The following is a 16,817-nucleotide window of genomic DNA, read 5'->3' as shown; positions in this document are numbered from 1 at the left end:
CGGTGGGAACACGGCGGGAGCGGCTCACGGCGCGCCGCGAAGTGTTGGGTTACACGCAGGAGGCGTTCGCCCATGAGGTCGGCGTAGAGCCCTCGACGGTGGGCCGGTGGGAGCGCGGCGCGCTGAGCCCACAGCCGTGGCGGCGACGCAAGATCGCAACCACCCTCAAAGTGGACCTCGATCAGCTCGCGGAGCTGCTCGGCGAGGCGGTGTCAGCGAGCGACGCCGTCGAGCCTGCTCGATCGGCCCCGGGTGCTCGCAGCCTGGACACGGCGCCGATGGGCAGAGAGTTGCTGGGAGCGGCGGCGGCACTCGCGGTAGGTGCAGTTCCGCCCGACCTGGCGCGCTGGTTGCCCGCGGATCCGGTGAGCGCGGCACCGGCACCTCGGCGGATCGGTCAATCGGACGTCGCGCAGATTCGCGAACTGACTGCCCTGCTGTGGTCGCTGGAACAGAACCATGGCGGCGGTGCCGCGTTGGACGCCGCATCGGGGGCGCTCGCGACGGCCAGGTCCCTGCTGTCTGTGGCAGAGGGCATGCCGGTCGCCGAACACGCCCGCATTGCCGTAGCCGACCTTCACTGTCTGGTCGGGTGGTCGCTGCACGATGTCGGTCGGCACAATGAGGCGTCGCGGCACTTCATGGCCGCCCTGGCGTTGGGGTCAGAGGTCGGCGAAGCGGGCATGGTCGCGGCGGCGCTGTATCGGCTCGGGCGGGTCAGCCTGCACGTCGAACGCCCGGATGACGCGCTGCGCGCGTTCCAGCTTGGGCAGATCGCCGCCCAGGACGCCGGTTCGTACGCCGACCTGGCCAGGTTGCATGTTTCGTCCGGATGGGCGCACGCGTTGAAGGGCCAGACGCGGCGGATGGAGGACTCGTTCTCCCGGGCGGAGCACGAGCTGGGGCGCATCGATGGCGACGCCCCGCCGTGGGCGTCGGCGTTCGCCCGGTCCGGCGATTGGGACGGGGTACGCGCGATGGCCTACATGGTGCTGGCGCGCCGACCGGAACCCGAGTTCCGGCACTACGCGGCCGACGCCGCGACCATCGCCCACCGAATCATCAGCGCGCCGACGACCGGGCGACCCGCTCGCTCATCCGTGTTCGACCGGATCATCCTCGCCGCCGGGAAACTCCATGTCGGCGATGTCGACGCCGGTATCGCGGAGGCGGACAGTGCGCTCGACCTCGTCGCGAGCCTGCGGTCGGTCCGGGCCGTGGACCGGCTCACCGACATCGAAAGAGCGGCCCGAACCCTGCCGCGGGACGCGGCTGGACACCTGCTCGCGAGGATTGCCGAGTTGCGAGCCGTATGACCATGCTGACTCCACAGCTCACCACCGCGCTAGATGCCGCGCTGGCCGATGCCTGCGACCAAGTCGGGCTCGACTCGTCCGGGGCGCGGTTAATCACCTATTCGTCGAACGCGGTATTCGAACTGGCGTCACCGGTCGTCGTTCGGCTCAGCCTGTATCCCGACCGCGTCGCTCACACGGCACGGCTGGTGCGGGTCGCGACCTGGCTGGCCGAGCGCGGCGCGCCGATCGCCCCCCTCGTCGACGAAGTGCCGCAACCCGTGCTGGGCAACGGGTACGCCGCGACATTCTGGCGGGCCTACGAACGTCCGCCCGCCCTCGCCGCAGCGGACCTCGCGGCGCCCTTACGTGCCATCCACAATCTCGACGCGCCCGACTGGCTGCCCCGATGGGACAAGTTCGCTTACGCCAGAACACTTCTCGATCACGCAAACGGCATCGACGACGCCGACCACGCGTGGCTTTCCCAAGCCTGGATCGACGCCGAAAGCGACTACCAAGCAGTCGCGCCAGCAATGCCACATGGCGTCATCCACGGCGACGCCCACGTCGCCAACCTGTTGCGCGCAACCGACGGCGAATTCGCCTTGTGCGACTTGGACAACATCGCGCACGGACCGCTCGACTGGGATCTCACCCCGGCCGCGGTGAGTGCACTGCGATTCGGGCCCGTCGGCGCGCTCTCGGAATTCTCTGCCGCCTACGGCCGAGACGTCACCCGGCTCGCCTGGTGGCCGGTGCTGCGTCGCATCCGCGAGCTGGTCATGGTCACCTACCTCGTCACCGACCTCGCAAACCGCCCCGCAATGGCCGAACAGTGGCACCACCGGATGGCGACCCTGAGAGAAAACCGATCCGACGCAGCATGGAAGCCCTATTACTGAGCCGCCACTTCGGATCCCGTGACGGACGCGGCCTACAGACGGCGAAGTCCGCGCAGCACCCGTCGAAGCAGGTCCAAATCACAGGGATCCCCGAGCAGGGTCGGCTGCTCGCCCGGCGCGAGCGGTACAGCGTCACATTGCTTCGACAGCACGACAAGAACACCGACCGACGGCAGTATCACCGTAGGGGGAAGCCGAGCGCGACCGCCGCAGTCGTACCCCGACGACCGTCGTCGTTGCCCATAAGAACCGCGATTGGTCCTTACCGCCTCAGCGCGCCGAGTGGGACGACATTGACACGGCACGCAGTCGCAAACGGTCCGGAAGACCATGGACTCACCACGCGCCCATCGCTGCCGCTGACCGCGCAGCAGCAATGATCGTTGTCCACAGTGGAAGTTCGTGCCCTACCGTGGGGCCACCTTCAAGCCAGCGCACAGGTGATGTCGGCCCGACCGGCAACATGATCTTCGATCCCTTGTCCAGCCACTCGACGCGGTTGCGCACCATCGCGGCGAACGTCGACTCACGCAACTGGGTTCGCGGCCCAGTCAGGAACATCCACTTCGTCGGGCTGCCGGGAACCACGATGACGGGAGCCCGCTGCATGCGGACCTTCAGCATCAGGTTGACCTCACCGGCGAACCCTGCGGGAATGATGAGGGCGTCGACAGGGTCGCCCACCGCGAGTTGCAATTCTCCCGACTCAAGATCCACGCTGGTCGCCCAGCCGAACAGGATTCGGTAGCTCTCGCACATGCTGCGCGCGATCGACGGCGTGGGCTCGACGGTCTGAACCATGACAGTCTCCTCAATGCGGTTGGTGGGTCACGGCGGGGCCGGAGGTCACGTGGTCCACTCCGGCAGCCTCTGACAAGGGGTCGCGACGGGACCGGAGATCGCAGTACCGGTCCCGCCGCGACATGGATGCCGGTCCTCAACGGAGGCGGGGATTGTCCGTCTCGGCAACCGGCCAGGGTCGCGGGCCAGGTCTCGCAGGCGGTGGCGGCCAGTGCTCTGGGCCACGTGGTGCACACAGCCGCAGCAATTTCGGATCGGCCAACAAAGTCGAGGCATTCGCCGTGTCTCACTGCCGCCCTGCCTCTCGGGATGTCGCGCACGCGCCGCTTCGCGGCTACGGGGCCGTTTGCCGCGAACCCACTAAACGATCAGTGGGGATCGACGCACCAGAGCGATCGCGCGGCGAACATCCAGCGCTGACAGGGCGTTGATGCCGTCGACCTGCTGGAGTCTCCAACGGGTGGATTCGAAATTTGGTGAGCCGGGGCGGCGTGGCTCACCAAAGTCCAACCGTTCGACCGGCTACCGCGGACAGCAGCCGGTCCCCGAGCAAGCCCGAGCTGCCGCATTCGGCCTGCGTGTCCCGGTAACTCAGCCACTATCGAGCCGGTCGCCATGGGTATGGGCAGTGATCATTCCGATTCCTAAACCGACGGCCACCCGAGTCCCGGTCGCGTCGAGGGCGACGGCGCGACTCCAGGCTCCGACCGCGGGAATCTCATCGAGGAGATCCCCGGTCGCGTGCCACAGCCGCGCTGTCCTGTCGCCCACGCTGCGGCCAGCGTTGTTCTGCCCGGTCGAAGGCGGATCTACGGATACTCCCGCCTTGCGTCCAACTGGACGGGCCGGTCGCCCTGCCATACCTCGGCCCACGCCTCCGACGGCAAGGAGCGCAGGGGTCGGCGGCACCCACGGCGGCCCGCGACAGTGGGGTGGCCTCGACGAGGAGACAACTGCAGGGTAACAATCAGGCCGTGATCCCAACTTACGATGTCGTGCCCCGTATTCAGGTTCTTCCCGCCGCACTCACGAGGATGACTCCTCGGCGCGTCGTCGAAGGATTCTCACTCGTCAGGGACTACGAGCCCCAGTTCGACATCACCTGGGAGGAAGCTGTCGAATGCCTCGATGCCGAGGCGAAATGGCTTGAGCGCGCCGCGACAACTCAAGACGCGAAAGAGTTCGACGAGTTGCTTTACTCGGCAAGTGAGCAGGAGGCTGGCGACGACTTCGACTACCTCTTTCGGGGGATGGATGTCGGAGTCGCTGGCTTGGTGTTCGTTCTCTCCGCCGCCGGCTACGCCACCTGCTACAGCTGCCGCGGACACGCTGGCATCATGACCGAGCGGGCGCCGCAGGTTCGCCTTGCGACCGAGCCCGATCGCCTGCAACTGCTGGTGGGCTACGCCGAGCATGCGGAATGTGGCCTGGAGACAGATGACGAGGGGCTTGTCACGGCGTACGCGCCGACCGTCATGGGCCTGCACAAGCTGGCCAGGCTGATGGCGGACGACAGGGCTGTCTTCGAAACAATGGAGAACCCCTCGTGGCTGGCCCAGGCACTTGAGCTGCAGGATCGGCAGGAAGACGTCGAGCCGGACGACGATGGTGACGAAAGCTAAGCCAAGGCGGTCGTCGATCTCGGCAGTTCGCGCGATGGCGCGCCCGCCCGGCCGTAAGAACGGGCTGTGAAGGACACGCCGGTGCGCGCTGAGCTGGGACCTGCGTGAACCGACGTCGAAGATTGGGGGCTTCGTGCCCGAAGGATGGACACAGACTGTCAAGGGGCAGCACCTGCGCGGCCGACGTACGCGCGACACCAAACCGGAACTCGCGCTGCGCCGTGCAGTACACGCTCTGGGACTACGGTTCCGGGTCCATCGGTCCGTGGCTCCACGATGTACGCCTGACTTTGTCCTACCTCGGTACCGCTTAGCCGTTTTCGTTGACGGATGCTTCTGGCATGGGTGCCCCGAACACTCACCCACGCAGTTCCGCGGCCCCAACGCCGAGCGGTGGGAGCACAAGCTGTTGACGAACCGCGAACGCGACCGCCGGAACAACCAAGCTGCCGAGATGGCCGACTGGCAGGTGGTCCGGGTCTGGGAATGCGAGATCAGACGGGACGTAGCTGCCGCCGCCGAACGGGTGCTGGCGGCGACACGAAGCAGGGATGGCTAGAACAGGGTCTGCACCGCACGCTCACCAGAGTTGCCGACACACTGCTGCCGGAGCGGGCAGTCGCCGCATACGGTGCTGGCTGCCTTGCACACGGTACTGCCGAGCAGCCGGAGCGCAGCCGCGCGCAGTGGCGCTTCGGGGCCGGCGCCGACCAGTCTGGCCAGGTCGACACGGCCGTCGCTCAGCCTGTTGGTCTTGGCCGAGTCGCTACCGGCTACTCGTGCCGCAACCCTGAGAGTCGTCTGGGAGGCAAGGAGAACGTCCTGGCCGGCCAGGAGTCGGAAGGTTCGCTCTTCCGCTGCCTTCATCGTCAGCTGCTCGACCAGTGCCTCTGGGTCCGTCCAGAGCTTGCGCTTCGGCAGCAGTGGCCGGAACCTCTCTAGCACCTGACGTCCGGCTTGAGTCGCGAGTTCCTGCTGCATCTGGTCGAGCTCCGCCTTGGTCAGTCGCGCACGGCCTCGAATCGTGGCCATGGCCCGGTCGGCACCCTTCGGAGCGTTGGAACGACTCATCAGGAGCGCTGCGACCGCGGCCACCACCGGCGTGACGCCCTGACCGGGCAGCGAATGCCAGTTGGGGCCCCGCTGTTGCTGTTTTGCCCAGCTGGTGAGCGCCTGCCTGGCCTCTACCCAGCGTGACGCTTCCCCCTGCCGTGCGCCGGAACGTTCGTGTGTCGGGACTGGACTGAGAGCCGTCGCTGCGGCACACCCGAGCAGCGGAGGGACGGCGTTACCGATCTGACGGAAAGCGTCGCTGCGGGTACCGGCGAAACGGAAGCGGTCGGGGAAGGTCTGGACTCGGGCGGCCTCGCGGACCGTGAGGGTCCTCAGCTCCTCAGGATGGATGTACCAGTATCCGTCCTTGGCGATGTGCGCGGTGATGGAGCGACTAACCGAGTCCCAGTCGAGCTTCTTGTACTTGTCATCGAACGTCTCGGCCGAGTAGCGCCTCAAGTCCGCGGGAAGGTCGGCGTACAGGGTGGAGGCGTCCATCATTCCGAAGATCTTGCGGTCGTCGTCACGCACCGGCCTGGTCATGTGGTCCCACACGACACCGTTCCGGGCACCGGCTCGCATCATCTCTGCGAAGGGAGGCAGACGTCGGGGCTTGCTGTAGGGCAGCTCGCGACCGCCGGTGGTGTCGCCGAGTTCGGGGAGGTCACCGATCGCCTCACGCAGTGTTGGCTGCTTGCTCTGCTCGACCGGCCAGGAGAAGTCCTCGACGTCACGTCGAGCAAGAACTATGAGGCGCTTGCGATGCTGGGGAACGCCGTAACGCCACGCATCGACCAGTCTGAACGAGGTGTAGTAGCCACCGCGTTCCAGTGCGTCGACCATAGTCCGCACGACTGCAAAGTCGTCACCGAGCGCCATGTCCGGAACGTTCTCCATCAGGACGGCCCGAGGTCGTACGGCCAGTGCGACGTCGAGGAATGCCTGCCACAGCTCACGCCGATGGTCATGTTCCTCGCGGTGCCCGGCGACCACCAAGCTGCGGATCTTGCTGCGACCAGCCCGACTGAACGGTTGGCAAGGCGGTCCCCCCGCGAGGAGATCGATCTCGGTCTTGTTGAGGAGCTCGATGAGCTCGTGACGTTGTGAGGGCTCGCTGAGGTCAAGATCCAGCGCCAAACCGGGAAAGTTGTGGCTGTGCGTCTGCACGGCCTTCTCGTCGTTGTCGACGGAGACCGCGACGGTCCAGCCAGCCTCCTCCAGTCCGAGACTCAGCCCGCCAGCGCCGGAGAAGAGGTCGACAGCAAGCCGCTGACCTTCGGTCAGCCTTTGCGCACACCACTGCTCGAAGGCGTCCTCGCTACAACCATCAGGATGGCGGACAAGTCGCAGATCGTCGCTGCGTTGCAGCTTGACCCCGTAGATGGACACCCGCCTGTACCCTTCCCGAACACCTGCGTCAACGAGCACCAGGAGAACACAGACGTCGTCCTGGATCAACAACGTCCATGATCTCCGGTGTCGACTTCGCGGTCCGTCACCGGGGCCGATGGACGACTCGTAACGATAGCGATGGGGTCCGACGATTCCCGTTTAGGGCGGCGAGCACCCAGTGTAACGTTTGGATCACATCGAGCGTTCGTCGAACTGTGATCCGTCACGCTCTGTGCGTGGCTATGCCCAGAGGGTGCGGCCGAGCTGCCCGGCGTCCCTACACTTGGTCCGCCGGAGTCTGGTGCGTCGGTTGGTTCGGTCGAGTCGACATGACGCGGACGGGGGTGCGTTGGCTGGTGACGCGGGGGTTGAAATGAACAACATCGACTACGAGATCGTCAACCCGGATTCAGCCGGCACAGCAGCCTTGCCGAGCTCGTTGGACGCGCCCGCCGAGCTGGACGCGGAGTCGAACGTCTACGCCAGCGAGCCGAGGGGCGTGCCGCCGATCGCCGTTTGTGGTCACCTCCGCAGGATCGGTGTCGCCGCTTGTCGCCTCGCGAAGGAGGCGCGCTGGCTTCGTGGGCGAATCACCGCACGCACCCGCGGCGCGGACGTCCTCCACGCCTGGACCGTGACTCGCGACAACAGGCGGCTACGACTTATGTGGCCGTTCGAACGTCGTCTTCGGGCGGAACCGTGACCGGTTACGAGGTCGTCGAACCTCGCGCAGAGTCGTTGGTGGAGTCGCTTCGCGCGTTCGGGTACGCCACCGAGACCGCAGTCGCAGACCTGGTCGACAACAGCATCACAGCCAAAGCCACAACGGTCGACGTCCGCCTGCGCTGGGCTGGCGGCGAGTCATGGATCGCGATCGTCGACGATGGTCTTGGGATGGACGCCGAGAGGCTCCGGGAGGCGATGCGGCCAGGCACAACCAGCCCTTCGACGCCGAGACAGGCGAGTGATCTCGGGCGGTTCGGGCTCGGACTCAAGACCGCGTCGTTCTCGCAGTGCCGGCGCTTGGTCGTCATGTCGGCGACAGCGACATCATCGTTGGCGGCTCGGACGTGGGATCTTGACCATGTCGTCCGCGTCGGTGGCTGGCAGCTGCTGACGGCCTTGACATCCGGGGACCGGGCCCTGTGGGACGAGCTGCACGGTGACAAGCGGGGAACGGTGGTGCTGTGGCGACTGCTGGACCGACTTGTTGTCTCGCCGGATCCGCAGAACGAGCAGGCAGAGAGGCACTTCTACAACATCGCTGACCGAGTTGCCAGGCATCTCGGGATGACCTTCCATCGGTACGTCACAGGCCCCAGGCAGATCACGATCCGGGTGAACGGCCGGAACGTCGTGCCGTGGGACCCGTTCCTTGAGTCCCATGAGACGACCCAGGTCGTCACGGACGAGTCATTGCCGTACCGGGGCGAGTTGATCAGGGTGAAGTCGTTCGTCCTGCCGCATGTGAGCCGGCTCCCCCCTCAGGAACACACCACCGCTGGTGGTCGTCGTGGCTGGGCTTCCCAGCAGGGTTTCTACGTGTACCGGAACCGACGGTTGATCGTGTCCGGGAACTGGCTCGGGCTCGGATTCCGGCGGGACGAGCTGACCTCATTGGCCCGGATTCGGCTCGACCTGCCCAACCACATGGACTCCGACTGGCAGATCGACGTCCGCAAGTCGGTGGCCCGCGCGCCGGGCGCGCTGGTGCCCGAGTTGCGGCGGATCGCGGAGGTCGTTCGGCTGCGGTCGGCGAGTGTCTACCGACACCGCGGCAAGGTACTTCAGCGTGCCAGCCATGGTGACGTGGTCCAGGCCTGGCTGCAGGTTGCGCGTGGGACAAAGATCGCCTACCAGGTCAATCGTCAGCACCCGCTGGTGGCCGCCCTGCTCACGACTGCGGGCGGCGGTGACGTCGAGGCCTTGGTCAGGCTGCTGGAGGAAACCGTTCCGGTACCGCTGATCATCCTGAACCATGCGGACGGGCAGGGCCGCCAAGCAGCACCGTTCGAGGAGAGCGCCCCGGACACGGTCCGGTCGGTGCTGAACGATGTCGTCCGAGCGATGAGACGCTCAGGAACGTCCGGCAAGGAAATTGTCGGTCGGTTGCTGACAATGGAACCGTTCTCTGATTTTCCCGACCTCGTTCGAGAGGTCTGCACACGCGAACTCGGTCAGGAGATGGCATGAAACCCGACCACCGCAGGGCGATGGAGATCGCTCTGATGTTGCTCGACGACGCGGACAACGTCACGACCGGCGACGTCGAACGGGCGGTCGACAAGGCGTTGCTTCTCGTGGAGCAGGCCAACGTCGACGTCGATGAGCTGCGGAGGGACGTGGAGGGTCGATGCAACGTCTGGCTTCCGACCGAACAGGTTCTCAACGGTCATGAGGACCATGTGCCCTGGCTCGACGCCGCCAGGGACGGGATCGAGTGGAACTTCTGGGAACGGTATCGGCGGTATCTGGGCCGGAAGGGCTGGGCACCAGCACAGATTCGCAGCATCAACCAAGTCACCGACCGGATTCTGGACTCGTTTGAGAACCCGGACCGGCCTGGCAGGTGGGACCGTCGTGGGATGGTTGTCGGCCAGGTGCAGTCCGGCAAGACCGCCAACTACACAGGCGTCATCTGCAAGGCCGCGGACGCCGGCTATCGCCTGATCGTCGTGCTGGCCGGTCTGCACAACAGTCTGCGCAGCCAGACCCAACACCGGCTCGACATGGAGTTCCTCGGGTTCGACACCAGGAGCAACCGCAGCTACGACCAGACCAATGCCAAGGTTGGCGTAGGGCAGATGAAGGGGAAGTTTCTCCACGTCCACTCGTTGACCAGCAGCGACGAGAAGGGTGACTTCCAGGTCAAGGTTGCCAGGCAGGTCTGGCTCAACGCGGGCGGCAGCGACCCGGTCATCCTGGTGGTCAAGAAGAACGCGTCTGTGCTGCGGAACTTGTACTCGTGGGCAACCCGGCTGAATCAGGAACGTGACCCGGAGACCGGTCAGCAGACCGTGCGTAACGTTCCCTTACTGGTGATCGACGACGAGGCGGACAACGCCTCGGTCAACACCAAGGCCCGGCCGACCGACGAGAACGGGCAGCCGATCGACGATTACGATCCGACCAAGATCAACGGGCTGATCCGGAAGCTCCTGCGCACGTTCGAGAAGTCCGCGTACCTCGCATACACCGCCACGCCGTTTGCAAACATATTCATCGATGCCGACGAAAAGACCGAAAAGTACGGCGAGGACCTGTTCCCACGCAGCTTCATCATCAACCTCCGGCCACCGAGCAACTACGTCGGCGTCAACACGGTGTTCGGCTTGGACAGCGACGTGAACTCAGGCATCGAGGGACAGGTCGGGCTGCCGGTCATCAGCACGTTCGACGACCACGAGATGTGGCTCCCGAACAAACACAAGAAGGACACCGTCCCGGGCAGACTGCCTGCGTCGCTACTCACCGCGATCAACGCCTTCCTGCTCGCCACGGCTGCACGTCGGGTTCGTGGCCATGAGGACCACAACACGATGCTGGTGCACGTCACCCGCTTCACCGACGTCCAAGCGCTGGTCCGTCGGGCGCTGCACGAGCATGTGGACCTGATGCGCCAACGCGTTTGGCACGGCGACCCCACCAGCCCGGACTCCCCGTGGCCCGCGTTGGAGTCTTTGTGGCGAACCGACTTCGTACCGACTACCGAAGCGCTGCTGCGGAATCCGGACGTGGCTTCGGAAGTCGACGAGGTGGTCGAGTGGGCGCAGATCCGCGATGCGCTTCCCGGCGTGCTCAACGACGTCGAACTGCGCGTGCTCAACGGAAAGTCCGAGGATGCTCTGACCTACAGCGAGGCCGACCGGCCTCTCACGCTGATTGCGATCGGCGGGGACAAGCTCTCCCGCGGTCTGACCCTCGAAGGGCTGACGGTCAGCTACTACCTGCGGGCGTCGAAGATGTACGACACGCTGATGCAGATGGGCCGCTGGTTCGGCTATAGACCCGGGTACCTCGACCTGAGCCGGCTCTACACGACCGACGAGCTCGCCGGGTGGTACCGCGACATCGCTCTGGCCAACGAGGAGTTGCTACGCGAGTTCGAGTACATGGCAGCTCTCGGGAAAACACCACAGGAGTATGGGCTGCGGGTCCGCGCGCATCCGGACGGGCTGATGATCACTGCCAGAACCAAGATGCGTAACGGCACCGACGTCGACATCACGTTCTCCCAAACCATCAGCGAGTCGATCACGTTCGAGACGGACGAGGAGGTGCTCAGCAACAACCTGGCCATCACCGAGCGCCTGGTCAGTGCCATGGGCACTCCAGCACCCCGCCGGGGCGCTCTCGGCACCGTCCGGTGGGACAACGTGCCAGCACCTGACGTGCTGGACTTCCTAGACGGGTACCAGGCCTCCGACGTCGCGACCAAGGCACAGCCGCGAGCATTGGCTGAATACATCCGGACGTTGTTGACCACGAAAGAACCGGAGCTCACCACGTGGACGGTGGGGCTCGTGTCGGTCTCCGGCAACGACCAGAAGACCCACAAGATCGGTGATTTCGAGGTCGGCCTGGTCCAGCGCGCCCTGTACCTGCCGAAGGAGCGTGCGAACGCCGACGCCGAGTACAAGGCTGGCCTGCGAGCAGGGAGCGACCGTTACGTGATCCGTCGCCTCGTCTCCCCGAGCGACGAGGACATGGACCTCTCCGACGAGGAGGCCAGCCGAGCTCTGGAGATGACCAGGCAGGCCTGGCAGTTGGACCCGAAGACGAGGAAGACGGAGCCCAGGGCGCCCGGTGGGCTCTCCATCCGTGATGTCCGCCCACCGAGTCGAGGACTGCTGTTGCTGTATCCGCTCAAGCCCGACAGCTGGATGCATCCCGACCTGCCACCCGTCGGGTTCGCCCTCAGCTTCCCGACAAGCCGGACCGCGAAGACCATCAAGTACCGAGTGACGAACCTGTGGTGGGACCAGGAGTTCGGCAGCCAGGACTCCGACGAGGAGCAGGCATGAACCCAGTACCGTCCACCACGGATCTTGAGGAACTCTGGGCCGAACTGCACGACACGCAGAGTGGCCCGCTGTCGGCAGGTCGGCGGGTTCGGCGGGTACTGGCGGACAGTCCACACCACTGTTTCGTCGGTGTGGAGTATCCGTCCGCACGGCGGGTGTTCTCGGTGGTCACCGACAGCATTCCGGCCAATGCGACGAACGGGCTGCTGATCACATCGGGCGTGGTGGTCGAGCCAGGAAGCGTCCCAGAGTACGGGACCACGTTGGACCTCGTACTGCGTGCGGGTGCGTACACGGACATCTTCACCGCGCTGGTGGCCGACCTTCTCGTGATGCTCACACAGGTCACTGCGGAACCGGGCGGCATGGTGGTGAACCGGCTGGGTGAGTGGCAACGGATGCTCGCCGGCGTCAGTCCCGACGGGTTGTCACGGGAGCAGCAGCGTGGGCTGTTCGGCGAGCTGCACACGTTGTCTGACCTGTTCCTCCCAACATTCGGCCCGGACGCCGTGTACGCATGGACCGGCCCCGACCAGCAGTTACAGGACTTCCAGTTCGAGCCAGGCAGCGTGGAGATCAAGACCGCGACCGGACACGACACCAACCGGGTACTGATCAGCAGCGAACGACAGCTCGACGACGCCGGGCCCGGAGTGTTGTTCCTGGTAACGCTGGCGCTCGACGCACGACAGGGTGGACGTGGAATGTCTCTTCCCGAACTCGTTCGCCAGGTGCGCAACCAGGCGACCAACCTCGGCGTAGCGGGCGAGCTGGAGCAGCGGCTGGCACGTGCGGGCTATCTGGACACGCAGAGCCGGCTCTACGAGGACCGGCGATACGCGCTGCGCGGTCGGACAGTCCACCGAGTGACCGACGGCTTCCCCCGGATCACCGAACAGACCAGGCCCGTCGGGGTGTCCGACGTCAAGTACACCGTCGACCTGCTTGCCGCCGCCCGGTTCCTCGTCGGCCACGAAGACATGATCACCGTCCTGGAAAAGAAGGCATGACTGACACCGACCTCGACCAGTTCGCAGAGTCTCTCCAGCAGGACCTGCTCACAGAGGCCGGTATGCCCGGCGCCGAGCGGAACATCCGCGACGTTTTCCTTGAACGGATGGTCGGTGAGCTCACAGATGTCGCCGAGCTGGAGGGCGGGGAGGCTTGCTTGCACCAAGCGCGCGGTGAGGAGGTCTCCGGCTACAACATCAGCGGCGATGGCCAGACGCTCGACCTGTTCGGCGTCGTGCTCAGGCAGACGGTGCCGCCCGTACCCGTCGGCAAGGCGGACATCGAGACCTGTCTCCGTCGGCTGCGTGGGTTCATGGAGAAGGTGTCGCGGAACGGCGCCGCCGGGCTTGAGACGGCTTCACCGGTATTCGACATGGCGAACAGCATCAGTCAGGTGTTGCCGGAACTCACCCGCGTCCGGTTCTGGGTCTTCACCGATGGTGCGGTCGCCACCAGAAAGGACGTGGCGACGCCAGAGTTCGGTGATGTGCCGACGTCGGTCCAGGTCTGGGACGTGGTGCGGTTGCACCGCTTGGTGACCTCCGGCCGGCAGCAGGCGTCCATCCACATCGATTTTCTCAACCAGTTCGGTGCGCCAGTCCCATGCCTACCCACCGACCTCGACGAGCAGGGATGTCACACGATGCTGGCCATCGTGCCCGGCACCGTGCTGAAGGAGATCTACGCGACGTACTCCGCCCGCCTGCTCGAACTCAACGTGCGATCGTTCCTGCAGGCAAGGGGCAAGATCAATCAGGGCATCCGGGACACAATCCTCCATGAGCCCCGCCGGTTCCTCGCTTACAACAACGGCATCTCCGCGACCGCATCCGCCGTCGACGTGATCAGGACGCGCGAGGGCAGCAGCGCCATCGCCAGCCTGAAGGACCTGCAGATCGTCAACGGCGGCCAGACCACCGCGTCGCTCTACCACGCGGCAGTGAAACACAAGGCGACGCTGGACGGAATTCACGTCCAGATGAAGCTCACCGTCGTCCCGCCAGACCAGCTCACCGAGCTCGTCCCACTGATCTCCCGCTATGCCAACAGCCAGAACAAGGTCCAAGAGGCGGACTTCAGCACCAACCACCCCTTCCACGTCGACATCGAACGTCTCTCCCGCTCGGTATGGGCGCCGGCCACGAACGGCAGTCAGCAGCAGACCCGATGGTTCTATGAACGTGCCCGCGGCCAGTACCAGGACGAGGTGGCCAGGACGGGCACACCGGCCAGGCAAAAGGCGTTCAAGGAGATCCATCCGCCCGCGCAGAAGTTCATCAAGACCGACTTGGCGAAGTTCGAGCTCGCCTGGGACGAGACTCCGCACGCCGTCAGTCTCGGCGGTCAGAAGTGCTTTGCCGAGTTCGCATTGCGGCTCGCGCAACGTCCAGAGCGGGACCAGAAACCCGATCGACGCTACTTCGAGCATCTTGTCGCGAAGGCGATCCTGTTCCGGCACACTGACAAGATCGTGGCCAGGACGTTCCGGGAGAACGGCTTGGAGGGCTACAAGGCGCAGGTCGTCGCGTACGCCGTGGCGCTGATCAGCAACCGCACCAGCCGACGCCTCGACCTCGACATCATTTGGCGTACGCAACAGGTGCCGGAGGAGCTGCGCAGCGAGATCCCGGCACTCGCCCGACTGCTCCGGTCGTTCTTCGACCGAGCACCTGGCAACATCAGCGAATGGGCCAAGAAACCAGCATGCTGGGAGAAGGCCCGCGCCCTGCCCTGGAAGCTCAGCGCGGCCACCATCGCCCAGCTCACGACGAATGCCACCGCCCATGTCGTCATGTCCGACATCAGCACTGAGGACCTCCTGCTCGTGCCGTGGTCCGACTTGGCCGATTGGGCCAGCGAGCACAACAAACTCACCGCTGTTGACAGGCGCATCGCCTCCGGTACCGCAGGACTGCTTACTGCGGGAAAGACGCCGACTGACAAGCAGATCGACAACCTGAGAAGGATCTACAACGCCGCCCTGAACAACGGTTTCGTGCTTTCCGGGAACACGGACGCCTGATGACTCACAGAACCAACGCCGTCCAGAAACCGGGTGAGGCGGACACCGATGCCGACTTGGCGAGTGTTCTAAGCAGGTTCGCCCAGTTCACCTACGACGCCACCGAACCACTGGAGACGACGGTTGTCAGAATTCTGTCCGCGGCGGACAGGGAGATTCACGGCAAGCGAAGGCCCTGCCGCCAAGCCGTCATCAATGGCCTGGCGACACGGTACGGACTGCTCGGACAGCCACCCGCCACATTGGAGGAAACCGGGTTCGCCATGGGGGTGACCCGCGAAGGGGCCCGCCAGATCCAGAAGCGGCACAAGGCACTCTCCGGACTGTACCTGTGGTGGCCGCAGCTCGACGCCGCGCTGGACCTTGCGAGGCGGCTGGCGCCCTGCACGGATTTCGGGTTGGCGGAAGAACTGCTCCGCAGAGGCATCACGACCACTCGGTACAGCTTCGACAGTCTGCGCGCGTGCGCCGAGTTCGCCGGACGACAGTTCGACTTGGAACTGAAGGATGGTGTCGTCACCGACGATCCCGACTCCCTTACCGCCGTGTACCGGGCAACTCGCAGGCTGGCTGAACGCCAAGGCCTCGCCACCCTGCTGCAAGTCAGCGACGAGGCACTTAACGCCGGCGTCGTCGTCACCGAAGACGACGTCAGAGCACTGTTGTCGGCATCAGAGTCGGTGGTGTGGCTCGATGATCACCACGTCACTTGGCGGTCGTCAGGGCGTAACCGCCTGGTCAACACACTTCGCACGCTCCTGTCGGTCCATCAGCCGGTCGACCTACTCAGCGCACGCCAAGCGGTCGAAGCCTTCTGGGCCTACCGCAACTCCGGCCGCACCGCAGGCCAGGCAGACCTGGTGGCCCCGACCATCACCGGACTACGGGCGTTCTGCGAGTGGCACGACCAGTTCGCAGTCGGCGACAACGGACTCAGCACGACCGTCACCCTGGACCTCAACGCGGAGCTCGGTGTCGAAGCGGCGCTTCTCGTCGAGCTGATCAGGATGTCACCGAACGGAGTCCTCGATCGCACGAGCCTGATGGAAACCGCTGAAGCGTTCGGCATGAACCTCAGCACGGCTGGCTTGTACCTGACCTTCCATCCCGCGTTCATGCAGCTGGACCGCAACGCGTGGACAGTCCGCGGTACACAGGTTGCCCCGTACGTGATAGCGGCCGTCCAGCAAGAGGCACGAGAACGCTCGCTGACGGAAAACCGCGACTTCCGCACCGGTGTGACACCGGACGGTCGCCCGTGGGTCACGCTCGCTGTGACGTCCAACTTCAGGCTGACCGGAGTGGTGCTGCGGCGATGGCTCCCGGCTGGCACCCCGTCCACCAGGTTCGAGCTGACCGATGGACGAGGCGAGCCTTGCGGCACCGCCGTATACAACGACGAGACGGGATTCACGCACGGCTTCGGCACCTACGTCCGACGGTTCGGCCTGCGAGTGGGCGAATACGTGTTCATGTCCGCTGATCCCGACGAGGAGACGGCCAGCGTCACCCACGGAGGCAGCGATGAAGTCAGCCGTCTGGCGCAGACGAACCTGGCCAACTGACATGCAGCCACGGTGAAGCAGACGTCACAAACGTTGGTCCACACTGGACATCTATCGATCCGGAAACATCGAGGCATAAGAGATCGCTGGGTCCAGTGCGATTCCCTGGCGTCGGCACGTCGTCAC

General features: G+C 65.2%; 12 protein-coding genes. 10 read left to right on the top strand and 2 right to left on the bottom strand.

The window, feature by feature from the left end; all coding sequences use genetic code 11:
- Positions 1-2 precede the first annotated feature (2 nt).
- Positions 3-1,316 (top strand): helix-turn-helix domain-containing protein, encoded by a 1,314-nt coding sequence (locus tag GPZ80_RS29490; RefSeq protein ID WP_187224381.1) that lies wholly within the window; start codon positions 3-5, stop codon positions 1,314-1,316.
- Positions 1,313-2,200, top strand: coding sequence for a phosphotransferase (locus GPZ80_RS29485; RefSeq protein ID WP_187224380.1), 888 nt, complete (start codon positions 1,313-1,315; stop codon positions 2,198-2,200). The genes GPZ80_RS29490 and GPZ80_RS29485 overlap by 4 nt, the downstream gene beginning before the upstream one ends.
- 336 nt (positions 2,201-2,536) lie before the next feature.
- On the opposite strand, the gene GPZ80_RS29480 is transcribed toward GPZ80_RS29485, so the two are convergent.
- The gene (locus GPZ80_RS29480) at positions 2,537-3,001 is read right to left on the bottom strand and encodes a hypothetical protein (protein ID WP_187224379.1); all 465 of its coding nucleotides are present in this window, start codon (positions 2,999-3,001) and stop codon (positions 2,537-2,539) included.
- Positions 3,002-3,975: 974 nt separating this feature from the next.
- On the opposite strand from GPZ80_RS29480, the gene GPZ80_RS29475 reads away from it, so the two are divergent.
- Complete coding sequence (locus GPZ80_RS29475) at positions 3,976-4,623, top strand: hypothetical protein (protein WP_187224378.1); 648 nt, start codon at positions 3,976-3,978, stop codon at positions 4,621-4,623.
- A gap of 133 nt (positions 4,624-4,756) precedes the next feature.
- Positions 4,757-5,182, top strand: a complete 426-nt coding sequence (locus GPZ80_RS29470) for a very short patch repair endonuclease (protein WP_312880648.1) — start codon at positions 4,757-4,759, stop codon at positions 5,180-5,182.
- On the opposite strand, the gene GPZ80_RS29465 is transcribed toward GPZ80_RS29470, so the two are convergent.
- The gene (locus tag GPZ80_RS29465) at positions 5,179-7,065 is read right to left on the bottom strand and encodes a DNA cytosine methyltransferase (protein ID WP_187224377.1); all 1,887 of its coding nucleotides are present in this window, start codon (positions 7,063-7,065) and stop codon (positions 5,179-5,181) included. The two genes, GPZ80_RS29470 and GPZ80_RS29465, sit on opposite strands and share 4 nt — an antisense overlap.
- Before the next feature lie 376 nt (positions 7,066-7,441).
- Between GPZ80_RS29465 and GPZ80_RS29460 the strand changes: the two genes are divergently transcribed.
- The 6 genes from GPZ80_RS29460 to GPZ80_RS29435 are packed head-to-tail and all read left to right on the top strand — an operon-like array spanning position 7,442 to position 16,691.
- The gene (locus GPZ80_RS29460) at positions 7,442-7,771 is read left to right on the top strand and encodes a hypothetical protein (RefSeq protein WP_187224376.1); all 330 of its coding nucleotides are present in this window, start codon (positions 7,442-7,444) and stop codon (positions 7,769-7,771) included.
- Positions 7,768-9,261 carry an ATP-binding protein gene (locus GPZ80_RS29455; RefSeq protein WP_187224375.1) on the top strand — a complete coding sequence of 498 codons (1,494 nt, stop codon included), beginning with the start codon at positions 7,768-7,770 and terminating at the stop codon, positions 9,259-9,261. The genes GPZ80_RS29460 and GPZ80_RS29455 overlap by 4 nt, the downstream gene beginning before the upstream one ends.
- Complete coding sequence (locus tag GPZ80_RS29450; RefSeq protein WP_187224374.1) at positions 9,258-12,092, top strand: Z1 domain-containing protein; 2,835 nt, start codon at positions 9,258-9,260, stop codon at positions 12,090-12,092. The genes GPZ80_RS29455 and GPZ80_RS29450 overlap by 4 nt, the downstream gene beginning before the upstream one ends.
- A complete protein-coding gene (locus GPZ80_RS29445; protein WP_187224373.1) occupies positions 12,089-13,102 on the top strand; it encodes a PD-(D/E)XK motif protein in 1,014 nt (337 codons plus the stop codon). The genes GPZ80_RS29450 and GPZ80_RS29445 overlap by 4 nt, the downstream gene beginning before the upstream one ends.
- Positions 13,099-15,126, top strand: coding sequence for an AIPR family protein (locus tag GPZ80_RS29440; RefSeq protein ID WP_187224372.1), 2,028 nt, complete (start codon positions 13,099-13,101; stop codon positions 15,124-15,126). The genes GPZ80_RS29445 and GPZ80_RS29440 overlap by 4 nt, the downstream gene beginning before the upstream one ends.
- Entirely contained in the window at positions 15,126-16,691 is a 1,566-nt protein-coding gene (locus GPZ80_RS29435) for a hypothetical protein (protein WP_187224371.1), read from the top strand. Before GPZ80_RS29440 ends, GPZ80_RS29435 begins: the two co-directional genes overlap by 1 nt.
- Positions 16,692-16,817 lie beyond the last annotated feature (126 nt).

This window comes from Actinokineospora xionganensis (assembly GCF_014323725.1).
Classification (GTDB): domain Bacteria; phylum Actinomycetota; class Actinomycetes; order Mycobacteriales; family Pseudonocardiaceae; genus Actinokineospora; species Actinokineospora xionganensis.
Note: the sequence above shows the minus strand (reverse complement) of the source record. Positions and strands in the feature narration are given on the sequence as shown.

Coding starts and splice junctions, on each gene's coding strand:
- GPZ80_RS29485 (WP_187224380.1), top strand. CDS start 1,313: ATGACCATGCTGACTCCACAGCTCACCACCGCGCTAGATGCCGCGCTG.
- GPZ80_RS29480 (WP_187224379.1), bottom strand. CDS start 3,001: ATGGTTCAGACCGTCGAGCCCACGCCGTCGATCGCGCGCAGCATGTGC.
- GPZ80_RS29460 (WP_187224376.1), top strand. CDS start 7,442: ATGAACAACATCGACTACGAGATCGTCAACCCGGATTCAGCCGGCACA.
- GPZ80_RS29450 (WP_187224374.1), top strand. CDS start 9,258: ATGAAACCCGACCACCGCAGGGCGATGGAGATCGCTCTGATGTTGCTC.
- GPZ80_RS29445 (WP_187224373.1), top strand. CDS start 12,089: ATGAACCCAGTACCGTCCACCACGGATCTTGAGGAACTCTGGGCCGAA.
- GPZ80_RS29440 (WP_187224372.1), top strand. CDS start 13,099: ATGACTGACACCGACCTCGACCAGTTCGCAGAGTCTCTCCAGCAGGAC.
- GPZ80_RS29435 (WP_187224371.1), top strand. CDS start 15,126: ATGACTCACAGAACCAACGCCGTCCAGAAACCGGGTGAGGCGGACACC.